Genomic DNA, 21,130 nt, shown 5'->3' with positions numbered 1-21,130 from the left:
ATTCATAACTGGATTATGGGATAGTGCCGTGTATTAGACATGACTCTCCGATGTTTTATATTGAATGTTAACAGTTATGTATGCACATACTGAGTATAGACCATGCCAGACCTCGTAATCAAGAATGCCAGGATCTTTATCGGCGGCGCGCTCCAGCCGGCTGAAATCGCCGTGGATAACGGGATAATCTCAAAAATCGGGAAAATAATTGGAACGGAAGAGTTCAACCGGGTAATCGATGCAAAAGGCGCGCTCGTCCTTCCCGGGGCGATCGATGTGCATGTACACTTCCGCGATCCCGGCATGACAAGGAAAGAGGACTGGTACACCGGCTCCTGCGCCGCAGCGGCTGGCGGCGTGACAACGGTCATCGACCACCCAAACACTATCCCACCGACGATAGACGCCGACTCTTTCAGGAGAAAGAAAAAAGAGGCAAAAAAAGCAATAATCGATTACGGCATCAATGCCGGAGTAACGCAGAACCTGAAATTCCTGAAAAACCTCTGGGAACTCGGCGCCACTGCGTTCGGGGAAATTTTCATGGCAGAATCAACCGGCTCCCTGAACATTAATGACAGGACGCTTGGCGAGGCGCTTGCAGTAATAGGAGATCTTGGCGCGGCTGCATGCATACATGCAGAGGATGAGGAAACCATAAAGCAGTCGGTTCGGGTATTAAAAGGAAAACCTGAGCCGGAAAACTATTCAAAGGCGCGCCCTGCCTTATCAGAAAGGATTGCAGTGGAAAAAGCAATAAAGCTTGGCGGGAACACAAAACTCCATTTTTGCCATATCAGCGCAGGTGAGAGCCTTGAGATCATAAGAAAGACAAAAACGAAGAACAGGAACGTAACATGCGAGGTAGCGCCGCATCATCTCTTCCTTTTCACAAAAGACTGGAAGCGCCTGGGGACGCTCGGGAAGATGAACCCGCCGCTGCGCAATTACCAGTCGCAGCAGAGCTTGTGGGCGGGATTGGGCGACGGGACGATTGATATCATAGCCTCAGACCACGCGCCGCACCTTGAGCCTGAGAAAGAGACCGACATATGGAGTGCGCCTGCAGGAGTTCCTGGCGTTGAGACATTAATGCCCCTTATGCTCATGGCTGTTAAGAGGAACCTTATCACCTTAAAGCGGTTGATCGAGGTCACAGCCACGAGCCCTGCGAGGAGATTCGACCTGAGGAAAGGAGTGCTTGCACCGGGATATGATGCTGACGTGATAATCGCGGGCGATGCGCAGGAAATCCGCAAGGAAAAGATGCACAGCAAAGCAGGATGGACTCCATATAACGGAATGGAAGGCATATTCCCGAAAATAACGATCTCAAGAGGGGATGTGGTCTTTGAAGATGGTGAAATCGTTGCAAAACGAGGCAGGGGAAGATTTATTCCGGGAAAGGGATTAATTACTGAGAGCGACGAAGATTAAAGAAGAGTTAATATACCCTGAATAGTAATATAATAATTATTGCAACCCATACACGTTATAATGGAGGGCTTTAAAGGAACAAACAGATAGCTCTGGTTACGGATGACTTCCCGGTATATCATTCCATTATCGAAGAAGCCCGTTCCCGCAAGTTGAATTTACTGGTCCTTACCCCCTCCCAGTCAGTGCCTGCCAATGTGGGTGTGGTCATTACCACTGAATATGAATCCACAAACATTAATTTCAATCGCGAGAAGGTAATAATCGTGGATAAACCTCAATCGACGATCGATAAAGCCTGCTCTTTGCTCCGTAAAGGGAGTTTTGACAGGATCATAATAGGGATTGACCCCGGGAAATATCCGGGTATGGCTGTGCTGGGGGGAAACAAGGCACTTTCGGTCCATCACGTATCTGTTGGCGAGGTCTGTCCCCTGATAAAGCAGATCATGCGGGAGTATAAGGATAATGATATCCTTGTAAGGATCGGGCACGGAGCCAGACTTATCCGTTCCAGGCTTATTAACGATATCCTTGATATGGGGCTGCGGGTGGAAATGGTCGATGAGACCGGCACAACGCCCCGCCTCGGAAAAGGTGTGCACGGCCAAGTGGTATCCGATATAATCGCAGCTATCAACATTGCAAAGATCCCGGGCAAACGCATGGGAAAACAGTTCATTGAGCCTTCACAGGGTGAGGTGAGGGTGATACAGGAGCACAGCAGGGAATATTCTAACGGGCGCTCAACAATCCCGCGGCTGCTTGCCAGGGCGGTAGCGAAAGGGGAACTGACCCTTAGCGAAGCTGTAGAAAAGCACAACGGCTATTAGTTCTTTAAAATACTGCCACCGGGCGTTCTTATAGAGAGCCACGCCCCGACAGTTCCGATAATAACTGCCACAGCCACGGTTGAAACTATGAACTGGTAGCCGTTCCCGATCAAGGGATAACGGTTCATGGCTTCACTTATGACAAGAATATAGGTGCTTCCGCTCCAGAACAGGATACCACCAGCCAGTATAAAGAAGGGATGTGCCCACTGCTTGCCGATGTTCTCATTTGCCAGACGCATATCCATAATTTTTCCGGAGCTTATCAACATACCTGAAAGGACATACCACCATATGGATGTATTGATATACGCCATCAGCAATATCAGGTAACCTGCCATTATCTCCTGGTTATAGTAATTCCAGAGTTCGACTCCCCCCTGCACGGTCCCTATCAGGGACAGTATTATGGCTGCAAGGTACATGACGAACGTTATCTTCCCGGTCTGGAGCGAACTCATCATTGAAGTCTTGAAGTCGGTGAAAGAGTCCTCAAGACCGGTAGCGCGAAAGAGCATGTAAACACCTATTGCCCCCAGGATCGACATGATCGCGACCTCCGGGCGGTTAAAATATAATGAAATGGCATAAATAACGGAGGCAAGACCTATGGGCATAAAAAAAGTACGCGAGATCTTCGGGTCGTTAAAAGCCTCTTTGATTATATAATATGTGCTTTCCAGGTTCTCATGCTGTTTGACGATAATCCTTCTTACGGAGTCCACTTTTATCCTCGACTGGATTATCGGCATGACCGATTCGTCTTCCGCACCATCCGATACAAGTATCGCCCTGTCCGGCTTTAACTGTTCCAGTATCCTGTCAAACTGTTCCGTAATTCTCTTATCTGCCGGCATCCCGACTTTTTTATCTCCTGCGATCGAAACTATTTCCACATCGTTTTTTTCCGCAGTCAGCTTATCATATACATTTATCCCGCCAAAAATGGTGTTGATATCAGAATCTTCAGGGTCGGCGCATGCAAGCTTTATGGCAGCATCAAGATTCGCAGCCCTGCCTATTACCGGGCTTACAACTCCTGCCTTTTCCCCGAGGTCGTTATCCCTGTCTATGCATATGATCAGTATCCTCATTGCTTCCACTTATCTTCATGTTTATATAAATAACATTCGCACCTATTTTATAAACAATTCCCACAAGTCCATTATATGAATAGAGAAGTAAACAATTCCAAAGCTCTTAATAATCTTTGCTATCGAAATCACGGTTAAGAACCTTTTAGTCTCATAATTCTCTAATCCGGCAACTATCGGGGCAAGATCTCCCACAATAGGAATCCACGGAGAAACCAGCAGAAGCGCTGCACCGTATTTACGGAAGTGCATTTGCATCTGTTTTTCCTTTTCTTTATCGTGGAACGGGATTACTTTCCGAAGTTCGTACTTTCCTATAAGATAGCCAAGAGATGCCCCAATTATTGAGCTGATTATTAGCGTTATTAGTATTATTTCAGGTTTTTTCCCTATATCAATCAGTCCCAAAACTACCCACTCTGTCGGAATGGGGATAATGGATGAGATAATACCGATAGCGAAAAGACCTACCAAGCCATATGATACGAATAGTTCAAGTAATACCATTTTTAAGCTTACTCTGTTTCTTGCATCATAAGTCTAAGCGTGAACCTTACTGGACGGTCTTTAAAAGAGCTCTGAAGTGACCAAGCCTTTTTTCCCATTTCGCATCGTTCTTGACCTCGTTATGGCACTTTGAACATGAATCTGTATGGCACCCTGTACAATCCACGTCCCTGGGGCGATGTATAACAATAAGATTACCATTGCTCTGTCTCATCGGATCAGGATAATTATGGCATTCCGCGCATACTATAGTACCATTGCGGAATACCGGGACCTGCGGGGCTTTGGTCCCATGGCACCGCTCGCATGTCACATTATTGTTTATCGGATGGACGTCGTGGTCGATCTTGTGGCAGTCCAGGCAGTAAGCGCCCCCTTCGGCGTGCTGTTTCACATTGTATGCCTGGGGGATGAATTTCTTCCCGGAAAGATGGCAGCCCTCACATATGTTTTGTCCTGAGGGGATTGTTATGGTGAAATCAGGTGTCTGCGTAGCTCCTGCTTGCATATCTTTTCCAGTTGATGGTGACTCTTCAGCAATAGGCGAAGATGTGCCGGGTGAGTAAACAGATAAAAATATGCCGATTACAAATCCGATCACTACCAAGACAATCAAACTGACAAAGATCTCCGCTTTAATTTTCATAACTACCTGTTAAGAACATGCAGCATCAGCATTAAACCAATCGTTACTAACAACATTACCATGGGAATAACACCCTCAAGCCACGGTGCTTTCTCATTTATAATATCGACCAGGCCTTTCGGGACAGGCGTCTGTGCAAGTACGGGTATTTCTGTTGGGATGGGCGTCTCTGTCTGTACGGGAATTGCAGGTTCTAAAGTGGCGCTCTGGTTGATACTTGCGGCATTATCCTGCATAGCGGTCGAGGAATTAATAACTGTAATATTCGGGGCTGTTTTGAATTTATATGAGAGTTGATAATCTTTTTTCCAGAAACTTACCTGCGGCGATGGGAATTCCAGTTCCCCTGTTCGGTCTGCAGATAGCTCGTATGTTATATAAATAGCTTCCCCGGGACGTATATATCCTCTAAATTCCGTAGAACCGGAAGTAAGCGTAGTGTTTTTTGGAATAATATCCGTGACGTTTATTCCTGCAGACAGGTCGCCTGTGTTCTCAAGGCGTACGGACACATTAATGCTCTCGTTCAGGTCAAAAGTGGTTTTTCTTGTACTTTTTGTTATCAGCACATAAGCTCCATATACCCTGGTCGACGGCTTGTTAGATGAGACCAGCTTTGTTGTTCCCCATTCTGTCCATTTTGCCGTGGCTGCCGGCGCTTCAAAACTACCTGCCCCTCTAGCCCTCATCTCGTACCTGAACTCTTTTCTTTCGCTTCCGTTAATATCAAAGATCCATTGTAATTTCGTGTTGTTGTTCACCAGATCAAAACCATCTATTATACTATCTGTAAGATTCAGTGCTGTTACGCGATAACCCTGCAGGTTCGTTACATATAAATTTACAACAGTTATTTTTCCCAGACCTACAAGACCCCTGTCTTCTTCATCGGCATACTGTTCTCCAATAACTGTCGCGCTTGTTATTGTTTTCTCGATGTTTATAGTATTATTGAGCGAAACAGTCGATGTCGCAGTAGATGTATAGGTTTTGCCGTTTAAACCCCGGAAATTCGAGTTAACTTTAATTATAAATGCAGATGTATTCATCTGAACAGGTTTCAGGGAGACGCTGGTATTATAGGAATTATTTGCTAAAAGAGGAGTATACCATACGCGGCTTATTATGTGTTTTGAAGGGTTGTACGAAAATCCGTAATCAGACAACTTCTTTTCATCTGGTATCAAACCGCCTGTATCAATCGTAAGATTGCCTCCTGAGAATGCTGCCTCTCCTGTATTCTTTATCTGGATATCCATAGTGGATTCATAACCTAACCTGCCATCCCAGTTAAGCGAAGTTACCATCTCCAGCGCAGGAGATGCTTCTTCCGCTACCGAGACGCTTAATTCCGCCTGCGGGCAGCACGGATAGGTACCTATATTGACAGGGGGGTTTTCAAGCCAGTTATAACCGGAAATCTCATCAGGATCGATTTTTATTCCCTGAAAAGTACTGCTGTTATGGGTGAAATCGAAAATCCTGTCTTCTCCCTGCGATACTATCCCGTTCTGTGTCTCTCCATTACGGGTAACTGAAACAGCTACCCGGCCCTCCCAGTCAAAGTCAACTACCTTTATAGAATAATCTTCTACGCTGACAGAAGGGCTGGTCCAGCTCAGCGTGTATGTAGATGCATCTTTCCATTCGACATCAAAACCGTTTATTTTTTCAGCTGATGAGACGGCAGGTAAAAAAATAAGTACGGGGAGAACTGCAAACAGGATAACTGAATATTTCAATCGTGTTTCCTCCGGAGTTTGAAGATAATACCCAGCCCCAGTGCCAGGAGAAGCATCCCTACCACTGTAAAAATAAAGGAATATAGTGGTTCCCATGAGAACTGGCCTGCCCCCAGGGCTCCCCAGGTGACATTGGGTATCAGACCATGCTGGATAGAATAACCGAACCATGCTGTTGCAAATAATGCAATCGACCCTATCAAAAGCGGAGTTGTTAACCGGCTTAAGTCCAGTTTAAAGGAGTTTTTTAAGTTAATACCGGGGATTTTTCTGGACTTTAACTCATCCGTCCGGGTTTTTTCACTTAACGTTTCTTTGAACTGCTGCAGTGCGATGTGAAGGTCAAGAGGCAGCACGCCCCTTACTGTACTGGAACACCGGGAATAATACACGATCACATAAATACAGAGTCCCAAAAACAGGGAGCCGAACATCTGGTAATCAAGCAGATAGGCGCTCATTATAATTGTGTAAACAGGGAGTATCAGGATCGGAACAAATACCCACATCCATATTGACTCTACATTCCAGAGTTTAAATTCTGCGGTTATGACCGCCCACCAGATTATGTAAACAATAGTAACTGCGTAGGGGATGTACTCTAACGGATACTGCAGCATAAATAAGAAAGCAGCAAGCGTTATATTGATCAACAGGACATACTTGATATATGCGGATGCCTGGATAGATGGTGCAGCCCCTTCATATGAGGCACAAGCCGCAGTTACGGGGTTCACAGGCTCCGTGACTTTACCCATCTTTTCTATGTTCAGGTTCATCATTTCAAGTTTATTATCAATATCTGTCAGCCCTACCTGCACAACTGCAACATCATGCAGGACAGGCTCAAGACGCTTGTAGATAACTTCATCGAACGTATCATCTGCTATATGCTCAAGATGGGTCTCTTTTTTAAACACAAGAAAAGCGCCTGCCAGTACCCCTATACCAAGTATAAAATAAAATAAGTTCATCAGGAAATTAATAGGTTCAAATGATGTTGCAATATTATACACAAGCGGGAAAAATGACGTGACCAGCAGGTATAAAGAGGTTATGACCATACTGATTATTACGATATGTTCCCCTGGCGAGATGTGCCTGACTTCCTTCTTCCGCTGGCGGATGGTTTCCCTGGAAGGAGAGGTCGGCGGCTCAAGAAGGTGATCCAGGTCCAGTTTTTTATTTTCTTTATTTAATAATGAACCGATATCAATCCTGGTGCTCGTGTACCGTGCAGTATCTTTTTCCATTGGGATCAACCGTTATTCCTGCTTTTCGTATAGACCTTTTTCTATATACCATTTAACTGCTTCTTGAAGTATTTTTTTATTCGGGAACTTCTCCCATGCTTCTTTAGCCAGGGATTCTGTTATAGTAGTATCCGATGAAACCGCAGATGCCAGTTCCAACGAAATGTAGCATAAACTATTAAGGGTGCTCGGATGACCTTCGCTCATTTCTATTAAATATAAGATCGCTTCTTCATCGAACGGGTCAAAATCGTGTTTTTTCATCGCTTCCAGATAGCTTATCTTCTTGACCGCGGCAACTGCCCTCATGACATATTCAAAGCGCTGGGGAACCGTAAAGGGTCTTGTATACTCCCGTACCAAAGCTCTTCTCAGCGTGGTATCAAAGTTCCCGGTCCATTCCTCAAGGCTTTTCTCAAAACGCGGGACTGCAAGTATCAAACCCGTGAACGCCCTGTTTGCTGCAGAATACGGATTGGTCGAATTAATGACCAGTTCGAAGCCATCTTTAGAGAAATGCTCGCCCTGGTCAAAAATACAGAATAATTTTCTGTTCTGCCTGACCAGGGCTTTCAGCAAGTTGCCGTAGATATCAAGGATCATCCCCCTGTCCGCAGTGCTCAGTTTTGCTGTGAAGTCCGGGTCAAGGTCACTGATGATAGATGTTGCAAGCTGCGGCGCGCTCTGTCCATACACCTGGTTATACCAGAAAATAAAGTCAGAAGGTAGATTCCTTACAATGAAATCCGCATTTTCACTCTTCCCCGAACCTGTGGGGCCTGTCAGTATTATCAGGCTTGACTGGTTATGCCTGGCAGCACGTACTATCCTGCGGCAGGCTCTCTCATCCTTGTTTACGAACATCCTGTTATCGATAATCTTATCTGCAAAAGGATTGGCATACATTTTATGAGCCTGGATATATGCATCTAACGGGTCACCCTGAAGGGTATATGACTCAGGCTTACTGATTAATTCATTTATTATTTTTTCTAAATCTGCCAGATCCTATCCCTCACGTTATATTGAATATCTTCTGTTAACTACTGTACAAATCTATCCATATATTTATCTGTTTTTAAAATGCCAGGTTCGGGCATCCCTTACAGACAGTATCAAATACAGCGCAAGGCAGATAAAGAATATCATAATACCCAGTGATCTCACATTCTGGATCGTCTTTGAGATTGCAAGGAATTCCTGGTTATATGGTTGTCCTGAGAAATCCTGTAAGAAATATTGTCCAAAGCCCTTCAGGACAAGAGGTTGCTTGTATAAAACAATAGCCTTGCCGAGTATCATCTCCCTGCTGACGCTCCATGAATCAACATACGGGTTATTATCACCTTTTGTTTTGATCCCGTCTGTTGATATACTCTCAATCCTGTGGGTAATAGTAAGAGGCTGGCTTGCGATCCTGGAATCCTCAGGGTCCGGAAAAATTATTATATCTCCGGGTTTGGGTTGTATTAAAATGTCCTGCATAAGGACAAGGTCTCCTTTTTTGAATGTCGGTTCCATTGAGCCAGATGTGATTATTGCAAAATATAGAAGATGAGCAGAGAGGATATACACAAAGAAAATTACCAGTGCGATCGGCAGCAGCAATGACCTTAACCGGACTTTCCTGGCATGCTCACGATACATAATCATGGTTGCATTCACTTTGCCTTCATGACTCCTTCTCTGGAATTGTTGCGCTAAAGAGCCCAGGATTCCAATTGATATTCTGTATCCCTGCCTGCGGTCATAGAAAAAAGCCAGCACGAGAGCAAATAATATTATATGAAATGTTATGAATTTATAGAGTGGATTGCCTAACGTGGAGAACTGCCACGTAACATACCGTACTGTGTAATTAATGGCAGTAACCATTATTGTTACGACTGCAGTTAACATTATCATATTAATTTTATAATCATATCCGATACTAAAAATAGTTTTCTGCTTTTTATTTTAGTACCGGAATTGCAGGTCTGACTGTAGTTATCACTTCACGTACAGCACGCCCTTACCACCAACTATAACATCTCCTGTATATTTCCTGTATGCAACCCCTTCTACCGCTTCCGTACCTTCAAGCTTGAAGACCGGCATCATTTCATCTACAGTCCCGTTCACGATTATTGTGCCTTTTGCCATCTCGCTTCCAGGTCTGCTGGTATTGCCTTCGATCACGATCTTGCCTCCGTTGTTGCTCAGGCCCGCAAGTATCCCGGCATTGCCTTTCACTATTATCTCGCCGCCGCACATATGCTCTCCTACAAAGTCAAGTGCGCTGCCCATGACCATGATCTTCCCGCCGCGCATACCGCACGTTTCTCCACGGTATCCTGCGCCGAGGTAATAACCCGCATTGCCTTCAATGATGAGCTCGCCGCCTTTCATCTCCCTGCCTGCCCAGGAGTCGGCGTTCCCCGTTACTGTGATCTTGCCGCCGCTCATCTTTGCCCCGACATGCATATCGACATTACCCTTGATAATCATCAGGCCGCTGGTCATCCCCTCTCCGATCCTCTTTATACGCGAGAAATCCCCTTCAAGAACGAGCTTCGTATCAGCCGCTGGAGCAGAACCTTCGACTTTAACCGAGAAAAGCTCTCCGATAGTTGTCTTCTCATTCCCCATCCATATCTCAATGGACTGGATATCCTTCTCAGTTTTCCCGGCGAACTTATCAGGCGAGATGTTCTCTGCTTCTACTGAAATCTTTATCTCTTTTTTGGGTTTTATCGTAACTGTCTGCATCTTAGCTCACCTCCACAGGGATGACGCCGGCTTTGACCACGTTCGGATGGGTAACATAAGCGTCCTGTACCATGTAGTTCGCAAGATTGATGGAGTAATAATTTTTGAATTTCAGGCGTATGTCTTTCATCATTATGTCCGTATGCTGGTCGGGCACAGAAGCATCTACCCAGAATGTCCTTCCCATAGGTGTTGCCACGATCTGCCCGTCTTTCACCACTATTTCGCCGCCCTTGATCGTGTAGGCTGCCGATGCGAAAGCGCTCTTTACCTTTGCATGCTCCACTGACGGGTCTATCTGGTCAGGCTTGATGTCGTATATGGCGATATCTGCATCAGCGCCGGCTCCCAGGTGCCCTTTAGTATCAAGGAGTCCCAGCACCTTTGCAGAGCCGGCTCTTGTCATTATCGCTATGTCGTTAAAGTCAAGTTCTCGCTCGATCCCCGGGATCTTTGTCCTCTTATGGACCGCCTCATGGAGCGTCTTTATCTCTTCCTGGCGCTTTTTGTTGCTCATAAGAAGAGCTATGACCTCAGGATAATTCACGAACGGTCCGCCGTTCGGGTGGTCTGTTGTGAGTAAAACCTTATACGGGTCTTTTGTGAGCAGTGCAAGCTCAAGCCCCATTGCCCACATAATGGCATGGATCGATACCTGCTTGACATAAAATATTGGCACTACACCTGAAGCATCCTCAAGCTCAACATCACCGTTGCCCCATTTTGCATGCAGCAATTTCGCGTTGGCATACTGGACAGGCCCGTCTGCGGTCATTGTCGTTGCGCTGCCGAAGATTAGCTGGCCCATGTCGGTCGTTACATTCTCGCTGTTGTTCAGGAAATTGGCTATTTCATCGGCTTTTGATTCGAAATCACCCCAGTTCGTCCCGCCCCAGGCATTGAACGTGAGGTGAGTAACATGCAACACCTGCCTGTCCTTGCTGGGCTTGACCTGATTCGCCAGCTCCATGCTCGCAAGCGTGGTCTTGTAGTTGCCGGGTTTTCCAAGGTTGTTGCAGTGAAGGTGAACCGAATGGGGAAGTCCCAGCATCTCGTTGGCTTTCATCAGAGAGACGATGATATCTCTTGGTGTAACTTCAAAATTCGGGACAACATCGTCCAGACTTGTTACGTTCTTGCCGAATCCCCACATCTCGCCGCCGCCCGGGTTCACGACCTTTATGCCGAACCCGCGGGAAGCGAGCAGACCCCATGCGACATATGCCGCCAGTTTGTCCATGTTCTTCTCGCGGACGAAATCCATCGTCGGCCAGTTGCTTCCGAAAAGCGTGAGTGCGCCTTTGTCAATAATGGGTATTTCCTCCAGTTCCTCATGCGTGTGGCGCGCTTTCATGATAGCCTGCGCAGCCTCAAAAACCGTAGTGTAGCCCATCTGTGCATAGCGGTATCCCATGGCATAGACGTTCGGGACAGTATAACCTGTGTACGGCCGTGTTATTTTTGTCCTGGGCTTTAATCCAGCCCTTGTATCCTCGGGACGCATTATTCTCCCGACATTCACTTTCGCGCCTGCTATATGGGAATGCGCATCAACGCCGCCTGGCATTACGAGCCTTCCGCCGGCATCGATCACGGAAGCTTTACTGCTTACCTTATCTACTATTTTGCCGTCTTTTATAGAAATATCAGTTTTATCGCCTTTGACCCCGTTTTTCGGGTCGTATACTGCGCCGTTCTTTATTAGAAGCTCCATGATTAATCACCCCTTATCTCTCTGACACGCTCTGTTATTCTTTCCAGGACTTCCATATCCGTCGGATGCGTGGGTTCGATCATCTTCCTGTACCGCAGGGATACGCCGTCCATCCTGTATGCCGTGCCTTCGACCTCGATACCGCAGATGGCTGTGGGTATTACCACGTTTGCGACCTCGGTCGTGGGATTCCAGTAAGGGTCGATCTGGACGACCGGTATTTTTGCAAGATGGCGCACGGAATTTGCAGGGAAATGCGCGCCTGCATCACCCGCTATGATCATCGCCGCATCTGCTTCCTTCCGGAGCAACAGATCGTTGGCTGCTGTCTCGCCGGGATTATAGTAAGGGATGCCCCGTGAAAAATCCACAGCACTTGCGAAGCCCGTTTCCCAGGAGCAGACCTGACCGAAGCCGGTCACGTTATAGTGCCCGCGCATGGGCATGATTACGTATTTTGTGAACGAGTTCAATTCAAATATCAGTGAGATGGCATTATCGATGTTCTTATACCTTCCCTGGCTCTGGGTCAATCCCATGCCGAAGAAAACAGCACCGAACTTCGCAGCCTTTAATATGTCCACAAGCTTTACAAGCTGCTCCTTCGAGACACCGCCCACGGCATCCGGGACTACGTCGGCATGTCCTGAGAGTATCGCCCTCAATGCCGAGATAACCAGGTAATCGCTGCCCTGCTGCACCTGTATGTATTCATCAGCTATATTTGCCGTCTCTGTCTTTCGAACGTCCGCGACAATGATCTTTCGTCCTCTTCTCCCTTTGTCCGAGAAAAATCCCTTTGCAAATACGGAATAGCGCCCCATGTGCCTTGGATGCGCCTGTACGGGATTGCTCCCCCAGAATACAACAACATCGGCCCGGTTCTTTATCTGGCCGAGAGTAGAGGTCGGAAGGCCTTTCTCATGGACCGCAAGCGTGGAAGGACCGTGGCATACCGAAGCGGTATTATCTATGATCCCTCCCACTTCCTCTGCAAGAAGGATGCCTTTCTTATGTACCTCGCACAGCGCTGATGCCCAGCCGTAAAGGAGTGGTCTCTTGGAGTTCACGAGGATCCTGGCTGTTTCGTTTATCGCTTCCTCGTACGAGACTTCCTTAAAATTGCCGTTCTTATCAGTCCTCATCATTGGCGCTTTTATCCTGTGGTGCCCCATTATCTTTGCCGCGCCGAGTTTGCACGCATGCTTCGCTTCGATTATCTTATTGCCCTCCGTTACTATCGTGAGATCATCGCACGTGCAGCCGCAGAACGGGCAGAGGGCATCGGTTATTACTGCCATTACTTATACCTCGCTATCAGTTCTTTCATTAATAATACTTTGTCATTGGTAGCTTCTACCTCTGCCGGAACACCCTTGAACCCGGGCATACCGCAGCCTCTGGTATCAGGGTCGATCACGGCATTAGCCCACGGACCCATCGGGAGGAATGCGATACCGTCCGGATTGCCGTTGTTCTCTTTTAACTTCACTACTACTTCGCCGTGCCTGCTTTTAACTTTCACGTTGCTTCCGGGTTTACCTAAAAGCCCTGCATCCTTTGAGTTCAATTCGCAGTAAGCGGTTGCCTCAAGATAATCAGAGGATGTCTTGTTCTCAAGATTTGCTCCCTGATTGATCGTCCGTCCTGTGATCAGTGTTACTTTTAATGTCATCTGATACCTCTTTTTACTAATGTGGTACTAAATTACGTCTTTGCTTAAAAAGTATGTGATTTTGTTTGGCAAAACGAGGGGCAAAAGCAAGGATTCATCTGTAAAGCCTGTAACAGGAATTAGAAAAAAGCAATTCTAAAAATTAAAAGCAGAACTCGCGTCGGGTTCGCATAAGTCCGTTATTTACAACGCTTCAAATTTCGGCTTCTTCTGCCTGCTGGACAGGCTCGGAATATGCCTTCGGTTCCAGCGTCAGGTCTATTTCAGGTAATATATCCACGTAGTTTACAAGTTCGTGGTATATTTCATGTCTTGGACTCACGATTATTACATGAGCCGGAGGATGTATCTTTCGCAGCCTGCCGATCGCCGCGCTGGGCTCATCTGCCAGCGGGACTATGGATGCCGCTTCACAGCAGGTCCTCAACGGGCTTTTCATAACGTGGATAAGAATGTTGTCTGCAAACGCAGGCTCAAGCCTTCTGGCATTATCTGCGAAAGTCAGACGGGCATACCTTACCAGGTCACATAAAGCCGTCTTAACCTTTGATATATCGTCCGCCCTAACCACTGCCAAACAATTTATGTTGGTTTCTCCCTGTTTTTCAAGTAAGTTCATTTTTCTCCTATCTCTATAATGTAAGTAGCATCGATATATACAGTGGTGCTAACATTATGCTACCTTCTTCACACCGGAGTTTTTGAATCTCTTTTAAGAACAAGCGCACTGTTTATATCATTCCAGCATCTTATAACCTTCGATGAAAAAGGACTATCTACACTATTTCCCGAAAAGCTCCTGCTATCCCAACCAGCCTGAAGCGATGGAGGCTATCCATGAGGCTCTTGTTAAAAAGCAGGTCGTCCTGTTCGAGGGTGCCTGCGGGACAGGAAAAACCCTGAGCGCCCTTGTACCTGCGCTCCATGTAGCAAAGCAGGAGAAAAAAACAGTCGTTATTGCCACCAATGTCCACCAGCAGATGGCTCAGTTCATTGAAGAAGCAAGGGAGATACAGAAGCGGAATGCTATCAAAGTCATTGTATTGAAAGGTAAGATGCTGATGTGCCCGAAGCCAAATATGGACTACGACACATGCAGCCTGCTCCGGGACAATACCTACAAGCTGCTTGAGCATGAAAAAGATTCTGCTGAGTTAAAAAACGAGATAAAATCGGTCAAGGATAAACAAAAAAGAATAAAAGATACCGGCTTGATAGAACTCCAGCGGGAACTGAGCAGGGAATCAGATAAGTATGACAGGCAGCTCCATGACCTCAAAAAGAACTCCTGCGATAAGCTCCTTGAGATACTCAGAACCAACACCGATGAGTTCCGTTCCTGGCTCTTTTCCGGAGTCCGCACTCCTGAAGAAGTGGCTGACTGGGCATTCTCGAACGATATCTGCGGATATGAACTGCTAAAAAGGTACATGAAAGAAGCAGACCTCCTGATATGCAATTATCACCATTTCCTTAATGAGGATATACGTACCAATGTCCTTGGATGGATGGATAAAAGCCTGCAGGACATAATTGTGATATTCGATGAGGCACATAATATTGAATCAGCCGCGCGCTCCCACTCGTCCATGACCCTCACGGAGCTAACAATCAACAGGGCACTGGATGAGATCGAAGCAAATAAGGATACAATGCCCTCAGGGGACGCCGTAACGTTTTTGGGTGTTCTGGAGAACACTCTGAAATCCACATACAATTACATCCTCGATAAGAAATTCGGTGAACGGGAAAGAGTGGGCGGCGACTGGCGCGATATCCGGATAGCAGACCCGGAGGAACGTAACGATATGTTCAGGGCCAAGCTTTTAATGGCACTGGAAAGAGCGGGAATAAAAAAACCGGATGAGACCATAGAACGTATCAGGAGCGTCGGGCTGAACATTGATAAATTCTATGAGCAGCAGTTCAATGAAGGAAAAAGCCCTGTAAAAAAAATATCCAGCAGCCTGGCTGCGGCAAGCTTCCTGTCAAATTACATGAAATTCTCAAATGACCGGGGCTACTATCCTATCCTGAGCGTCAGGCGCCTGAACAGTGATATCTACGGGCGGCTTGAACTGTTCACATGCATCCCGAAGAATGTCACTGCGCCGTTATTTAATTCTATTCATGCCGGGGTACTCATGTCGGCGACGCTTTCTCCTTTTGAGACTGTCAAAACAACTCTCGGCATAGCACGCGAAACATGCGAATTAACTTTCGGTCTCTCGTTCCCGAAAGAAAAACGTCTTACTATCGCCGTATCTGCTCCTCCCCTGTTTGCAAAAGACAGGGACAACCCCCAGACCAAGGAGATCGTTACAAGGGTACTGACCGACATAATAGAGCAGTCGGACGGGAACGTGCTTATCTTTTTCCCGAGCTACAATGAAGCTGTCCAGTACAAGAACAGGCTTAAATGCAGCGTCCCGGTTTTCCTTGACGAAGTAGGTGTATCCGCCCAGGGGATCAGGGATGAGTTTTTCAGGCTGGGAGAAAATGGCAAGAAGGCGGTGCTCATATCGTACATGTGGGGAACTCTCACTGAAGGAGTGGATTATAAGGACGGAAGAGGAAGGACGGTTGTCATCGTTGGCGTGGGTTACCCTGCCCTGAACGACAGGATGCGCGCGATTGAATCAGCGTACGAGGCAGAGTTCGGGCACGGCTGGGATTACGCTGTTGAGGTACCTACGATACGAAAGGTAAGGCAGGCGCTTGGCAGGGTGGTGCGCTCGCCCAATGACTACGGCGTCAGGGTGCTTCTGGACGGACGTTATACACAGTCATCTGCTAAACGTATGGGAAAATATTCAGTATTCAATTTCTTCCCTGATGAGGAGCGCACCGAAATCGTTGATGTGGCGCCTGAGCGCGTGAAGTATTCGCTCATGAACTTCTTTAATGATATAAGGAGAGCGCAAACTAAAAATTGATATTAAGCCAGCCTTATCGTCTCCAGGTTCATCGGCGCGCGGGTCTCAACCTTGAATTTCCTGTATATCGAGCTTGCCAGGTCCATGCAGTTCTTCTCATCACCGTGCTGGGTTATGATATGCTCTGCCCGCGGTCTTAATCTTCTGACAAATTCCATGAGCTGCAACCTGTCAGAGTGACCCGAGAAACCATCGACCGTCTCTATATGCATATTTACCTTGACCATCTCGGTCTTCCCTCCGGATGAATGCATGGGTATCTCTTTCCATCCCTTCTGGATGCGCCGTCCCAGAGTCCCTTCTGCCTGGTAACCCACAAAGACCATGGTGTTCCTTTCCTCAGGTCCGAGAGCTTTCAGGTATTCCATCACAGGTCCGCCATTGAGCATACCGGAAGTTGCAAGGATGATGCACGGTTTGCGGTCATCGATGATCTGCTGGCGCTTTTCCTTTGAATCGACCTGGACAAAACATTTTGCAAGGAAGGGGTTCATCCCTTTATGGAAAATCTGGTTCCTGAGCTCGTTATTCAGATACTCAGGATGCGTGGTATGGATAGCAGTCGCCTCATATATCATGCCGTCAAGATAAACAGGAACGTCGTTGATCAATTCCCTGCGTATGGCTTCTTCAAGCACTATCATGACTTCCTGGCTTCTTCCCACGGCGAACGTCGGGATAAGGAGACTTCCACCGTTATCAAGGGTCTCTTTAGCCAGCTGTTGCAAATGCCGCTCAGCATCTTTTCTCTGGGGCTGAATATCCTTTGACCCGCCGTAAGTGGCTTCCATCACAACGGTTTCTATGCGCGGGAAATCTGTTGAGGCAGGGTCGAACAGCCGCGTCTTCTCGTACTTGAAATCGCCAGTGAAAGCGATATTATACAGACCGTCCCCTACATGGAAATGCGCTATAGATGAACCCAGTATATGCCCTGCATTGTGGAACGTCAGTTTCATGTCAGGACCTATGTCTGTGACATCGCCGTAGTTCAGCGTGATCGTATGTTTGAGCACCTCGCGGATCATGGCAGATTCGTAGGGGCTTTTCCTCCCTTCGCGGGCTGCCACATCGATATAGTCCAGCTGGAGCAGCGCCATCAGGTCGCGCGTCGGCGGGGTACAATAAACAGGTCCCTCAAACCCGTATTTGTACAATAAGGGCACAAGCCCTATATGATCAAGATGCGCATGCGTAAGAATGACTGCATCTATCTGGTTTATCGGGTGCACCTCAGGTACGTAGAGATACGGTGTCCCGTTATCTTCTCCGCCCACGCTGACGCCGCAGTCGATCAATACCCTTGTCTCGGGAGTTGAAAGTAAAAAGCAGCTCCGTCCTACCTCGCGGCAGGCGCCAAGAGTTGTCAGTCTTACCCATTTGTCCTTGGATGATACGCCGCGGTGTATCTTCCTGCCTATTGTCCTGAGTATCGCCTTGCGGTCATCCTTATTGGCGCGCATGAACTGGCGTATGTTATTGACGGTAGTGGATTTCATGGGAGGCGTGCGGACCACCTTCGGAGTCCACCCTACCTCTTTTGTGATCTCGCGAAGCGTCTCGCCGTGCCTGCCTATTACAAGCCCCGGCTTCTCAGCTTCGATCACGACTTCGCCCGTTTCCGTATCAAAATAATGGTTGGTAATACCCGACTCAGCCGGGACGATCTTTAAAATCGAAGTGATAGCTTCTTCAGGCTGTGCCAGCACCTTCGGGTCAGGTCTGACAACAAGCCTTTTCCTGATCTCCTTTGCAATGGACTTTATAAGGTCGCCGTTTTCAGCAAATTTCCTGGGCTCCTCGGTATAGATAACCAGCTCCGGTCCCTCAAAATCTACGTCGGATATCGTTATGTCCTTCGGGAGCTGAGCCCGGATTCTTTGTTTTAAGTCGTTCAGTACATCTTCAACTGTCATTGATGTTCTCCTTAAAAATACTACAAAAACAGAAAATAAAATTTTATTGTGTGAACTTTTCACGTGTTTTTTTAGTCTCATTCTCGCCTATCTCTGTGTACCCTTCAGCCGTGATTTTTACAACACGGATGCCGTTGCCAGACGCAGAGTCCCGTTTCATGGCATTGTGTATGGCGCGTGTAGCCAGTTCAACTCCTTCATCGACCGGCATGTTCTCGACATACCTGTCCTCAAGCACACCGTACGCTATTGGTGAGCCAGACCCTGTTGCTACTGCTTTTTTCTCTTCGATTACCCCGCCGATGGCATCCAGTGAATAGATGCTTGGTCCGTTTTTATCTACTCCGCCAACAAGAAGCTGGACATAGTACGGGTAGTATCTTGAACCGCTTAAGATATTGGCAAGCAAAGTTACTATCCCCTTTACGGTCATGGGTTCTTCCCTGCGCATCTTATAGAGCTTTGCCTCGACCTGCATCCATTTTACAAGCCTCTGGGCATCCCCTACAGAACCTGCCGTTGTCATCGCTACGAGGTCATCTATCTGGTAGATTTTCGTTGCATCTTTACTTGCGATAAAGTGCCCCATCGTGGCTCTTTTCTCAGTAGCCATGACTACACCTTTATCGCAAACTAACCCAACTGTGGTAGTTCCTTTATATTGCATGTCATCCATTTTTAAATACCTCTCAAATACTCATTCAAAAAATGAGAAAATTAGTAATATCTAATTTGTTTTGTGATATTTAAAGGTTTTTGCTTTTTGAGGGAAGAATAAAATATTTTTTCAATAGTTTCTTACTTTATAGCGCCTTAGAGCCTATCCAAAAGTTAAAACCACAGAGAAGCACAGATATTTTTAAACACATCTCTGTGTTCTCTGCGCCTCTGTGGCAAATATTATTCTTAAGCCATAGAGACGCAGAGGCACAGAGAGCTTTTTTCAATATACTTCTCTGCATCTCTACGACTCATTCGAAAATATACTATTGATTTTTCAGATAAACTCTTAGTTTACAGCATCTTACTTTACTCAACTAATAGGTTTTAGCCATTATCGCCATGTTCCCTGTATTTTTCCCGCAGATGGGGCAGCTTCCTGCTCCCCTGCCAAGCTCACCCTCGGGCACGCCGAGGATTCCCGCACCCACTTCATTCTCCATCGCAAGCCCGCATTCGCGCTCACCGCACCAGGGTATCCGTGCAATGCCGTTAGAGAGCTTATCTTTCACTTCTTCAAGCGTCTTACAATCGAATATACGTTCTTTCAATGAGATCTCAGCTTTTTCAAACAGGCTTTTACGGATGATCTCAAACCGTGTTTTGATCTCCTCTGTAATATTGTCCACAGGAACGGTTTCCTTTGCTCCGCTGTCCCTCCTGACAACCATCGCTGCATTGTTTTTCAGGTCGCGCGGACCTATCTCCACCCGCAGCGGCACGCCTTTCATTTCCCATTTGTAGTACTTGGCACCCGGGCGCTCATCGCTCTCATCCAGAACCGTGCGGATGCCCTCTGCTTTCAACCGTTCTGCAACAGCGCGGCAGGCACTGGTTATCTCTTCGCTCTTCCCGAACAGAATAGGGATGATTACGACCTGGATCGGCGCAACTTCAGGCGGGAACACAAGCCCTTTATTATCGCCGTGGATGGAAATCAGCGCAGCTATGCTTCTCTCGGATATCCCGTAGCAGGTCTGATGCGCGTACTGCTGCTCGCCGTTCAGGTCCTCGTATTTAATATCAAATGTTTTTGCAAAATTACTACCGAGATGATGCGCCGTCCCTATCTGCAATGTCTTGTTATCAGGCATCAGCGTATCGACTGCCATCGTGTAATCTGCGCCAGGGAACTTATCCCAGTCAGGGCGCTTTGAGACAATGGTGGGTATCGCAAGCCTTCTGTAGAATTCCTGGTAAATCCGCACCGCCTCTTTTACCTGCTCCGCAGCATCATCCCATGTTGCATGTACGGTATGCGCCTCCTTGAACGAGGTAATCTCGCGCAGGCGGATGAGTGGGCGCGTGTGCTTTGTCTCATACCTGAACGTGTTCACTATCTGGTATATTTTGATCGGCAGGTCTGCATGGGAGCGCACCCATATCTTGTACATCGGATATATCGCCGTTTCGCTCGTCGGGCGCAGCGCAAGTTTGACATCAAGTTCGTTCTTGCCCCCGCGGGTGACCCAGTAAACCTCGTTCTCAAAACCTTTTATGTGCTCTGCTTCCTTCATGAACTCGGTCTCAGGAATGAGAAGAGGGAAAAGCGCTTCTTTATGGTCTTTATCGAGCAGTTCTCTTATTATGGCATATGTCCTGTTGCGTACCTCAAAGCCAAAGGGGAACCAGACATACAGCCCTTTAACAGGATAACGCACATCCATTATCTCTCCCATCATTAGAAGTTCATTATACCATTCGCTGAAATCCGATTTTGGAGGAAGGACTGCTTTCTTTTCTTCGGGTTGTTTTGCTTCTGTTCGCTTTTCTGCCATGAAGGTCACCGTATGGGGTGCTAGTAGTGTCTTATCAGGTATAAATTTATTTAATATAGGCTTATTTTAAGCTTCAGGTTATCGATGTGAAAAAGGATGCTGTTAACCCTTAACTCTGCCTAAATTAAGTA

18 protein-coding genes are annotated in these 21,130 nt (G+C 47.0%); 3 read left to right on the top strand and 15 right to left on the bottom strand.

Annotated elements, in window-relative coordinates; genetic code table 11:
• Positions 1-102: 102 nt before the first annotated feature.
• Entirely contained in the window at positions 103-1,437 is a 1,335-nt protein-coding gene (locus MNV_RS12575) for a dihydroorotase (protein ID WP_096206311.1), read from the top strand.
• Between the two features lie 152 nt (positions 1,438-1,589).
• A complete protein-coding gene (locus MNV_RS12570; protein ID WP_218838019.1) occupies positions 1,590-2,270 on the top strand; it encodes a hypothetical protein in 681 nt (226 codons plus the stop codon).
• Here MNV_RS12570 and MNV_RS12565 read toward each other — a convergent pair.
• The 12 genes from MNV_RS12565 to MNV_RS12510 all read right to left on the bottom strand — a co-directional run bounded on the left by MNV_RS12565 (position 2,267) and on the right by MNV_RS12510 (position 14,268).
• A complete protein-coding gene (locus MNV_RS12565; RefSeq protein ID WP_096206310.1) occupies positions 2,267-3,364 on the bottom strand; it encodes a DUF373 family protein in 1,098 nt (365 codons plus the stop codon). The genes MNV_RS12570 and MNV_RS12565 overlap by 4 nt on opposite strands.
• 42 nt (positions 3,365-3,406) lie before the next feature.
• On the bottom strand, positions 3,407-3,871 hold the full coding sequence (locus tag MNV_RS12560; RefSeq protein WP_096206309.1) for a VTT domain-containing protein: 465 nt from the start codon (positions 3,869-3,871) through the stop codon (positions 3,407-3,409).
• Positions 3,872-3,917: 46 nt separating this feature from the next.
• A complete protein-coding gene (locus MNV_RS12555) occupies positions 3,918-4,517 on the bottom strand; it encodes a cytochrome c3 family protein (RefSeq protein WP_096206308.1) in 600 nt (199 codons plus the stop codon).
• A gap of 2 nt (positions 4,518-4,519) precedes the next feature.
• Complete coding sequence (locus tag MNV_RS12550) at positions 4,520-6,259, bottom strand: DUF11 domain-containing protein (RefSeq protein WP_096206307.1); 1,740 nt, start codon at positions 6,257-6,259, stop codon at positions 4,520-4,522.
• Positions 6,256-7,512, bottom strand: a complete 1,257-nt coding sequence (locus MNV_RS19765; protein WP_096206306.1) for a hypothetical protein — start codon at positions 7,510-7,512, stop codon at positions 6,256-6,258. The genes MNV_RS12550 and MNV_RS19765 overlap by 4 nt, the downstream gene beginning before the upstream one ends.
• Before the next feature lie 12 nt (positions 7,513-7,524).
• A complete protein-coding gene (locus MNV_RS12540) occupies positions 7,525-8,418 on the bottom strand; it encodes an AAA family ATPase (protein ID WP_096206305.1) in 894 nt (297 codons plus the stop codon).
• Between the two features lie 162 nt (positions 8,419-8,580).
• Positions 8,581-9,417 (bottom strand): signal peptidase I, encoded by an 837-nt coding sequence (locus MNV_RS12535; RefSeq protein ID WP_096206304.1) that lies wholly within the window; start codon positions 9,415-9,417, stop codon positions 8,581-8,583.
• Positions 9,418-9,501: 84 nt separating this feature from the next.
• A complete protein-coding gene (locus MNV_RS12530; RefSeq protein ID WP_096206303.1) occupies positions 9,502-10,260 on the bottom strand; it encodes a formylmethanofuran dehydrogenase subunit C in 759 nt (252 codons plus the stop codon).
• 1 nt (position 10,261) lies between these two features.
• Positions 10,262-11,974, bottom strand: a complete 1,713-nt coding sequence (locus tag MNV_RS12525; protein ID WP_096206302.1) for a formylmethanofuran dehydrogenase subunit A — start codon at positions 11,972-11,974, stop codon at positions 10,262-10,264.
• 2 nt (positions 11,975-11,976) lie between these two features.
• A complete protein-coding gene (locus MNV_RS12520) occupies positions 11,977-13,275 on the bottom strand; it encodes a formylmethanofuran dehydrogenase subunit B (protein ID WP_096206301.1) in 1,299 nt (432 codons plus the stop codon).
• Positions 13,275-13,649, bottom strand: coding sequence for a molybdopterin dinucleotide binding domain-containing protein (locus tag MNV_RS12515; RefSeq protein ID WP_096206300.1), 375 nt, complete (start codon positions 13,647-13,649; stop codon positions 13,275-13,277). The genes MNV_RS12520 and MNV_RS12515 overlap by 1 nt, the downstream gene beginning before the upstream one ends.
• 193 nt (positions 13,650-13,842) lie before the next feature.
• Complete coding sequence (locus MNV_RS12510; protein WP_218838018.1) at positions 13,843-14,268, bottom strand: DUF356 domain-containing protein; 426 nt, start codon at positions 14,266-14,268, stop codon at positions 13,843-13,845.
• 142 nt (positions 14,269-14,410) lie between these two features.
• Here MNV_RS12510 and MNV_RS12505 point away from each other — a divergent pair, with 142 nt between their 5' ends.
• Positions 14,411-16,585, top strand: coding sequence for an ATP-dependent DNA helicase (locus MNV_RS12505; RefSeq protein WP_096206299.1), 2,175 nt, complete (start codon positions 14,411-14,413; stop codon positions 16,583-16,585).
• Positions 16,586-16,587: 2 nt separating this feature from the next.
• On the opposite strand, the gene MNV_RS12500 is transcribed toward MNV_RS12505, so the two are convergent.
• From MNV_RS12500 to proS, 3 genes are all read right to left on the bottom strand, one after another.
• Positions 16,588-18,501 carry a beta-CASP ribonuclease aCPSF1 gene (locus tag MNV_RS12500; RefSeq protein ID WP_096206298.1) on the bottom strand — a complete coding sequence of 638 codons (1,914 nt, stop codon included), beginning with the start codon at positions 18,499-18,501 and terminating at the stop codon, positions 16,588-16,590.
• A 43-nt stretch (positions 18,502-18,544) separates the two neighbouring features.
• Positions 18,545-19,177: an archaeal proteasome endopeptidase complex subunit beta gene (gene psmB, locus MNV_RS12495; RefSeq protein ID WP_096206297.1), complete on the bottom strand. Its 633-nt coding sequence runs from the start codon at positions 19,175-19,177 to the stop codon at positions 18,545-18,547.
• 361 nt (positions 19,178-19,538) lie between these two features.
• Positions 19,539-20,999, bottom strand: coding sequence for a proline--tRNA ligase (gene proS / locus MNV_RS12490; RefSeq protein ID WP_096206296.1), 1,461 nt, complete (start codon positions 20,997-20,999; stop codon positions 19,539-19,541).
• Positions 21,000-21,130 lie beyond the last annotated feature (131 nt).

Source organism: Candidatus Methanoperedens nitratireducens (genome assembly GCF_900196725.1).
In the GTDB taxonomy this organism is placed as follows: domain Archaea; phylum Halobacteriota; class Methanosarcinia; order Methanosarcinales; family Methanoperedenaceae; genus Methanoperedens; species Methanoperedens nitroreducens_A.
Note: the sequence above shows the minus strand (reverse complement) of the source record. Positions and strands in the feature narration are given on the sequence as shown.

Bases quoted from the DNA above. Each gene is read 5' to 3' on its own strand.
- MNV_RS12575 (WP_096206311.1), top strand. From the start codon at position 103: ATGCCAGACCTCGTAATCAAGAATGCCAGGATCTTTATCGGCGGCGCG.
- MNV_RS12565 (WP_096206310.1), bottom strand. From the start codon at position 3,364: ATGAGGATACTGATCATATGCATAGACAGGGATAACGACCTCGGGGAA.
- MNV_RS12560 (WP_096206309.1), bottom strand. From the start codon at position 3,871: ATGGTATTACTTGAACTATTCGTATCATATGGCTTGGTAGGTCTTTTC.
- MNV_RS12555 (WP_096206308.1), bottom strand. From the start codon at position 4,517: ATGAAAATTAAAGCGGAGATCTTTGTCAGTTTGATTGTCTTGGTAGTG.
- MNV_RS19765 (WP_096206306.1), bottom strand. From the start codon at position 7,512: ATGGAAAAAGATACTGCACGGTACACGAGCACCAGGATTGATATCGGT.
- MNV_RS12540 (WP_096206305.1), bottom strand. From the start codon at position 8,418: ATGTATGCCAATCCTTTTGCAGATAAGATTATCGATAACAGGATGTTC.
- MNV_RS12535 (WP_096206304.1), bottom strand. From the start codon at position 9,417: ATGATAATGTTAACTGCAGTCGTAACAATAATGGTTACTGCCATTAAT.
- MNV_RS12530 (WP_096206303.1), bottom strand. From the start codon at position 10,260: ATGCAGACAGTTACGATAAAACCCAAAAAAGAGATAAAGATTTCAGTA.
- MNV_RS12525 (WP_096206302.1), bottom strand. From the start codon at position 11,974: ATGGAGCTTCTAATAAAGAACGGCGCAGTATACGACCCGAAAAACGGG.
- MNV_RS12520 (WP_096206301.1), bottom strand. From the start codon at position 13,275: ATGGCAGTAATAACCGATGCCCTCTGCCCGTTCTGCGGCTGCACGTGC.
- MNV_RS12515 (WP_096206300.1), bottom strand. From the start codon at position 13,649: ATGACATTAAAAGTAACACTGATCACAGGACGGACGATCAATCAGGGA.
- MNV_RS12510 (WP_218838018.1), bottom strand. From the start codon at position 14,268: ATGAACTTACTTGAAAAACAGGGAGAAACCAACATAAATTGTTTGGCA.
- MNV_RS12505 (WP_096206299.1), top strand. From the start codon at position 14,411: ATGAAAAAGGACTATCTACACTATTTCCCGAAAAGCTCCTGCTATCCC.
- MNV_RS12500 (WP_096206298.1), bottom strand. From the start codon at position 18,501: ATGACAGTTGAAGATGTACTGAACGACTTAAAACAAAGAATCCGGGCT.
- psmB (WP_096206297.1), bottom strand. From the start codon at position 19,177: ATGGATGACATGCAATATAAAGGAACTACCACAGTTGGGTTAGTTTGC.
- proS (WP_096206296.1), bottom strand. From the start codon at position 20,999: ATGGCAGAAAAGCGAACAGAAGCAAAACAACCCGAAGAAAAGAAAGCA.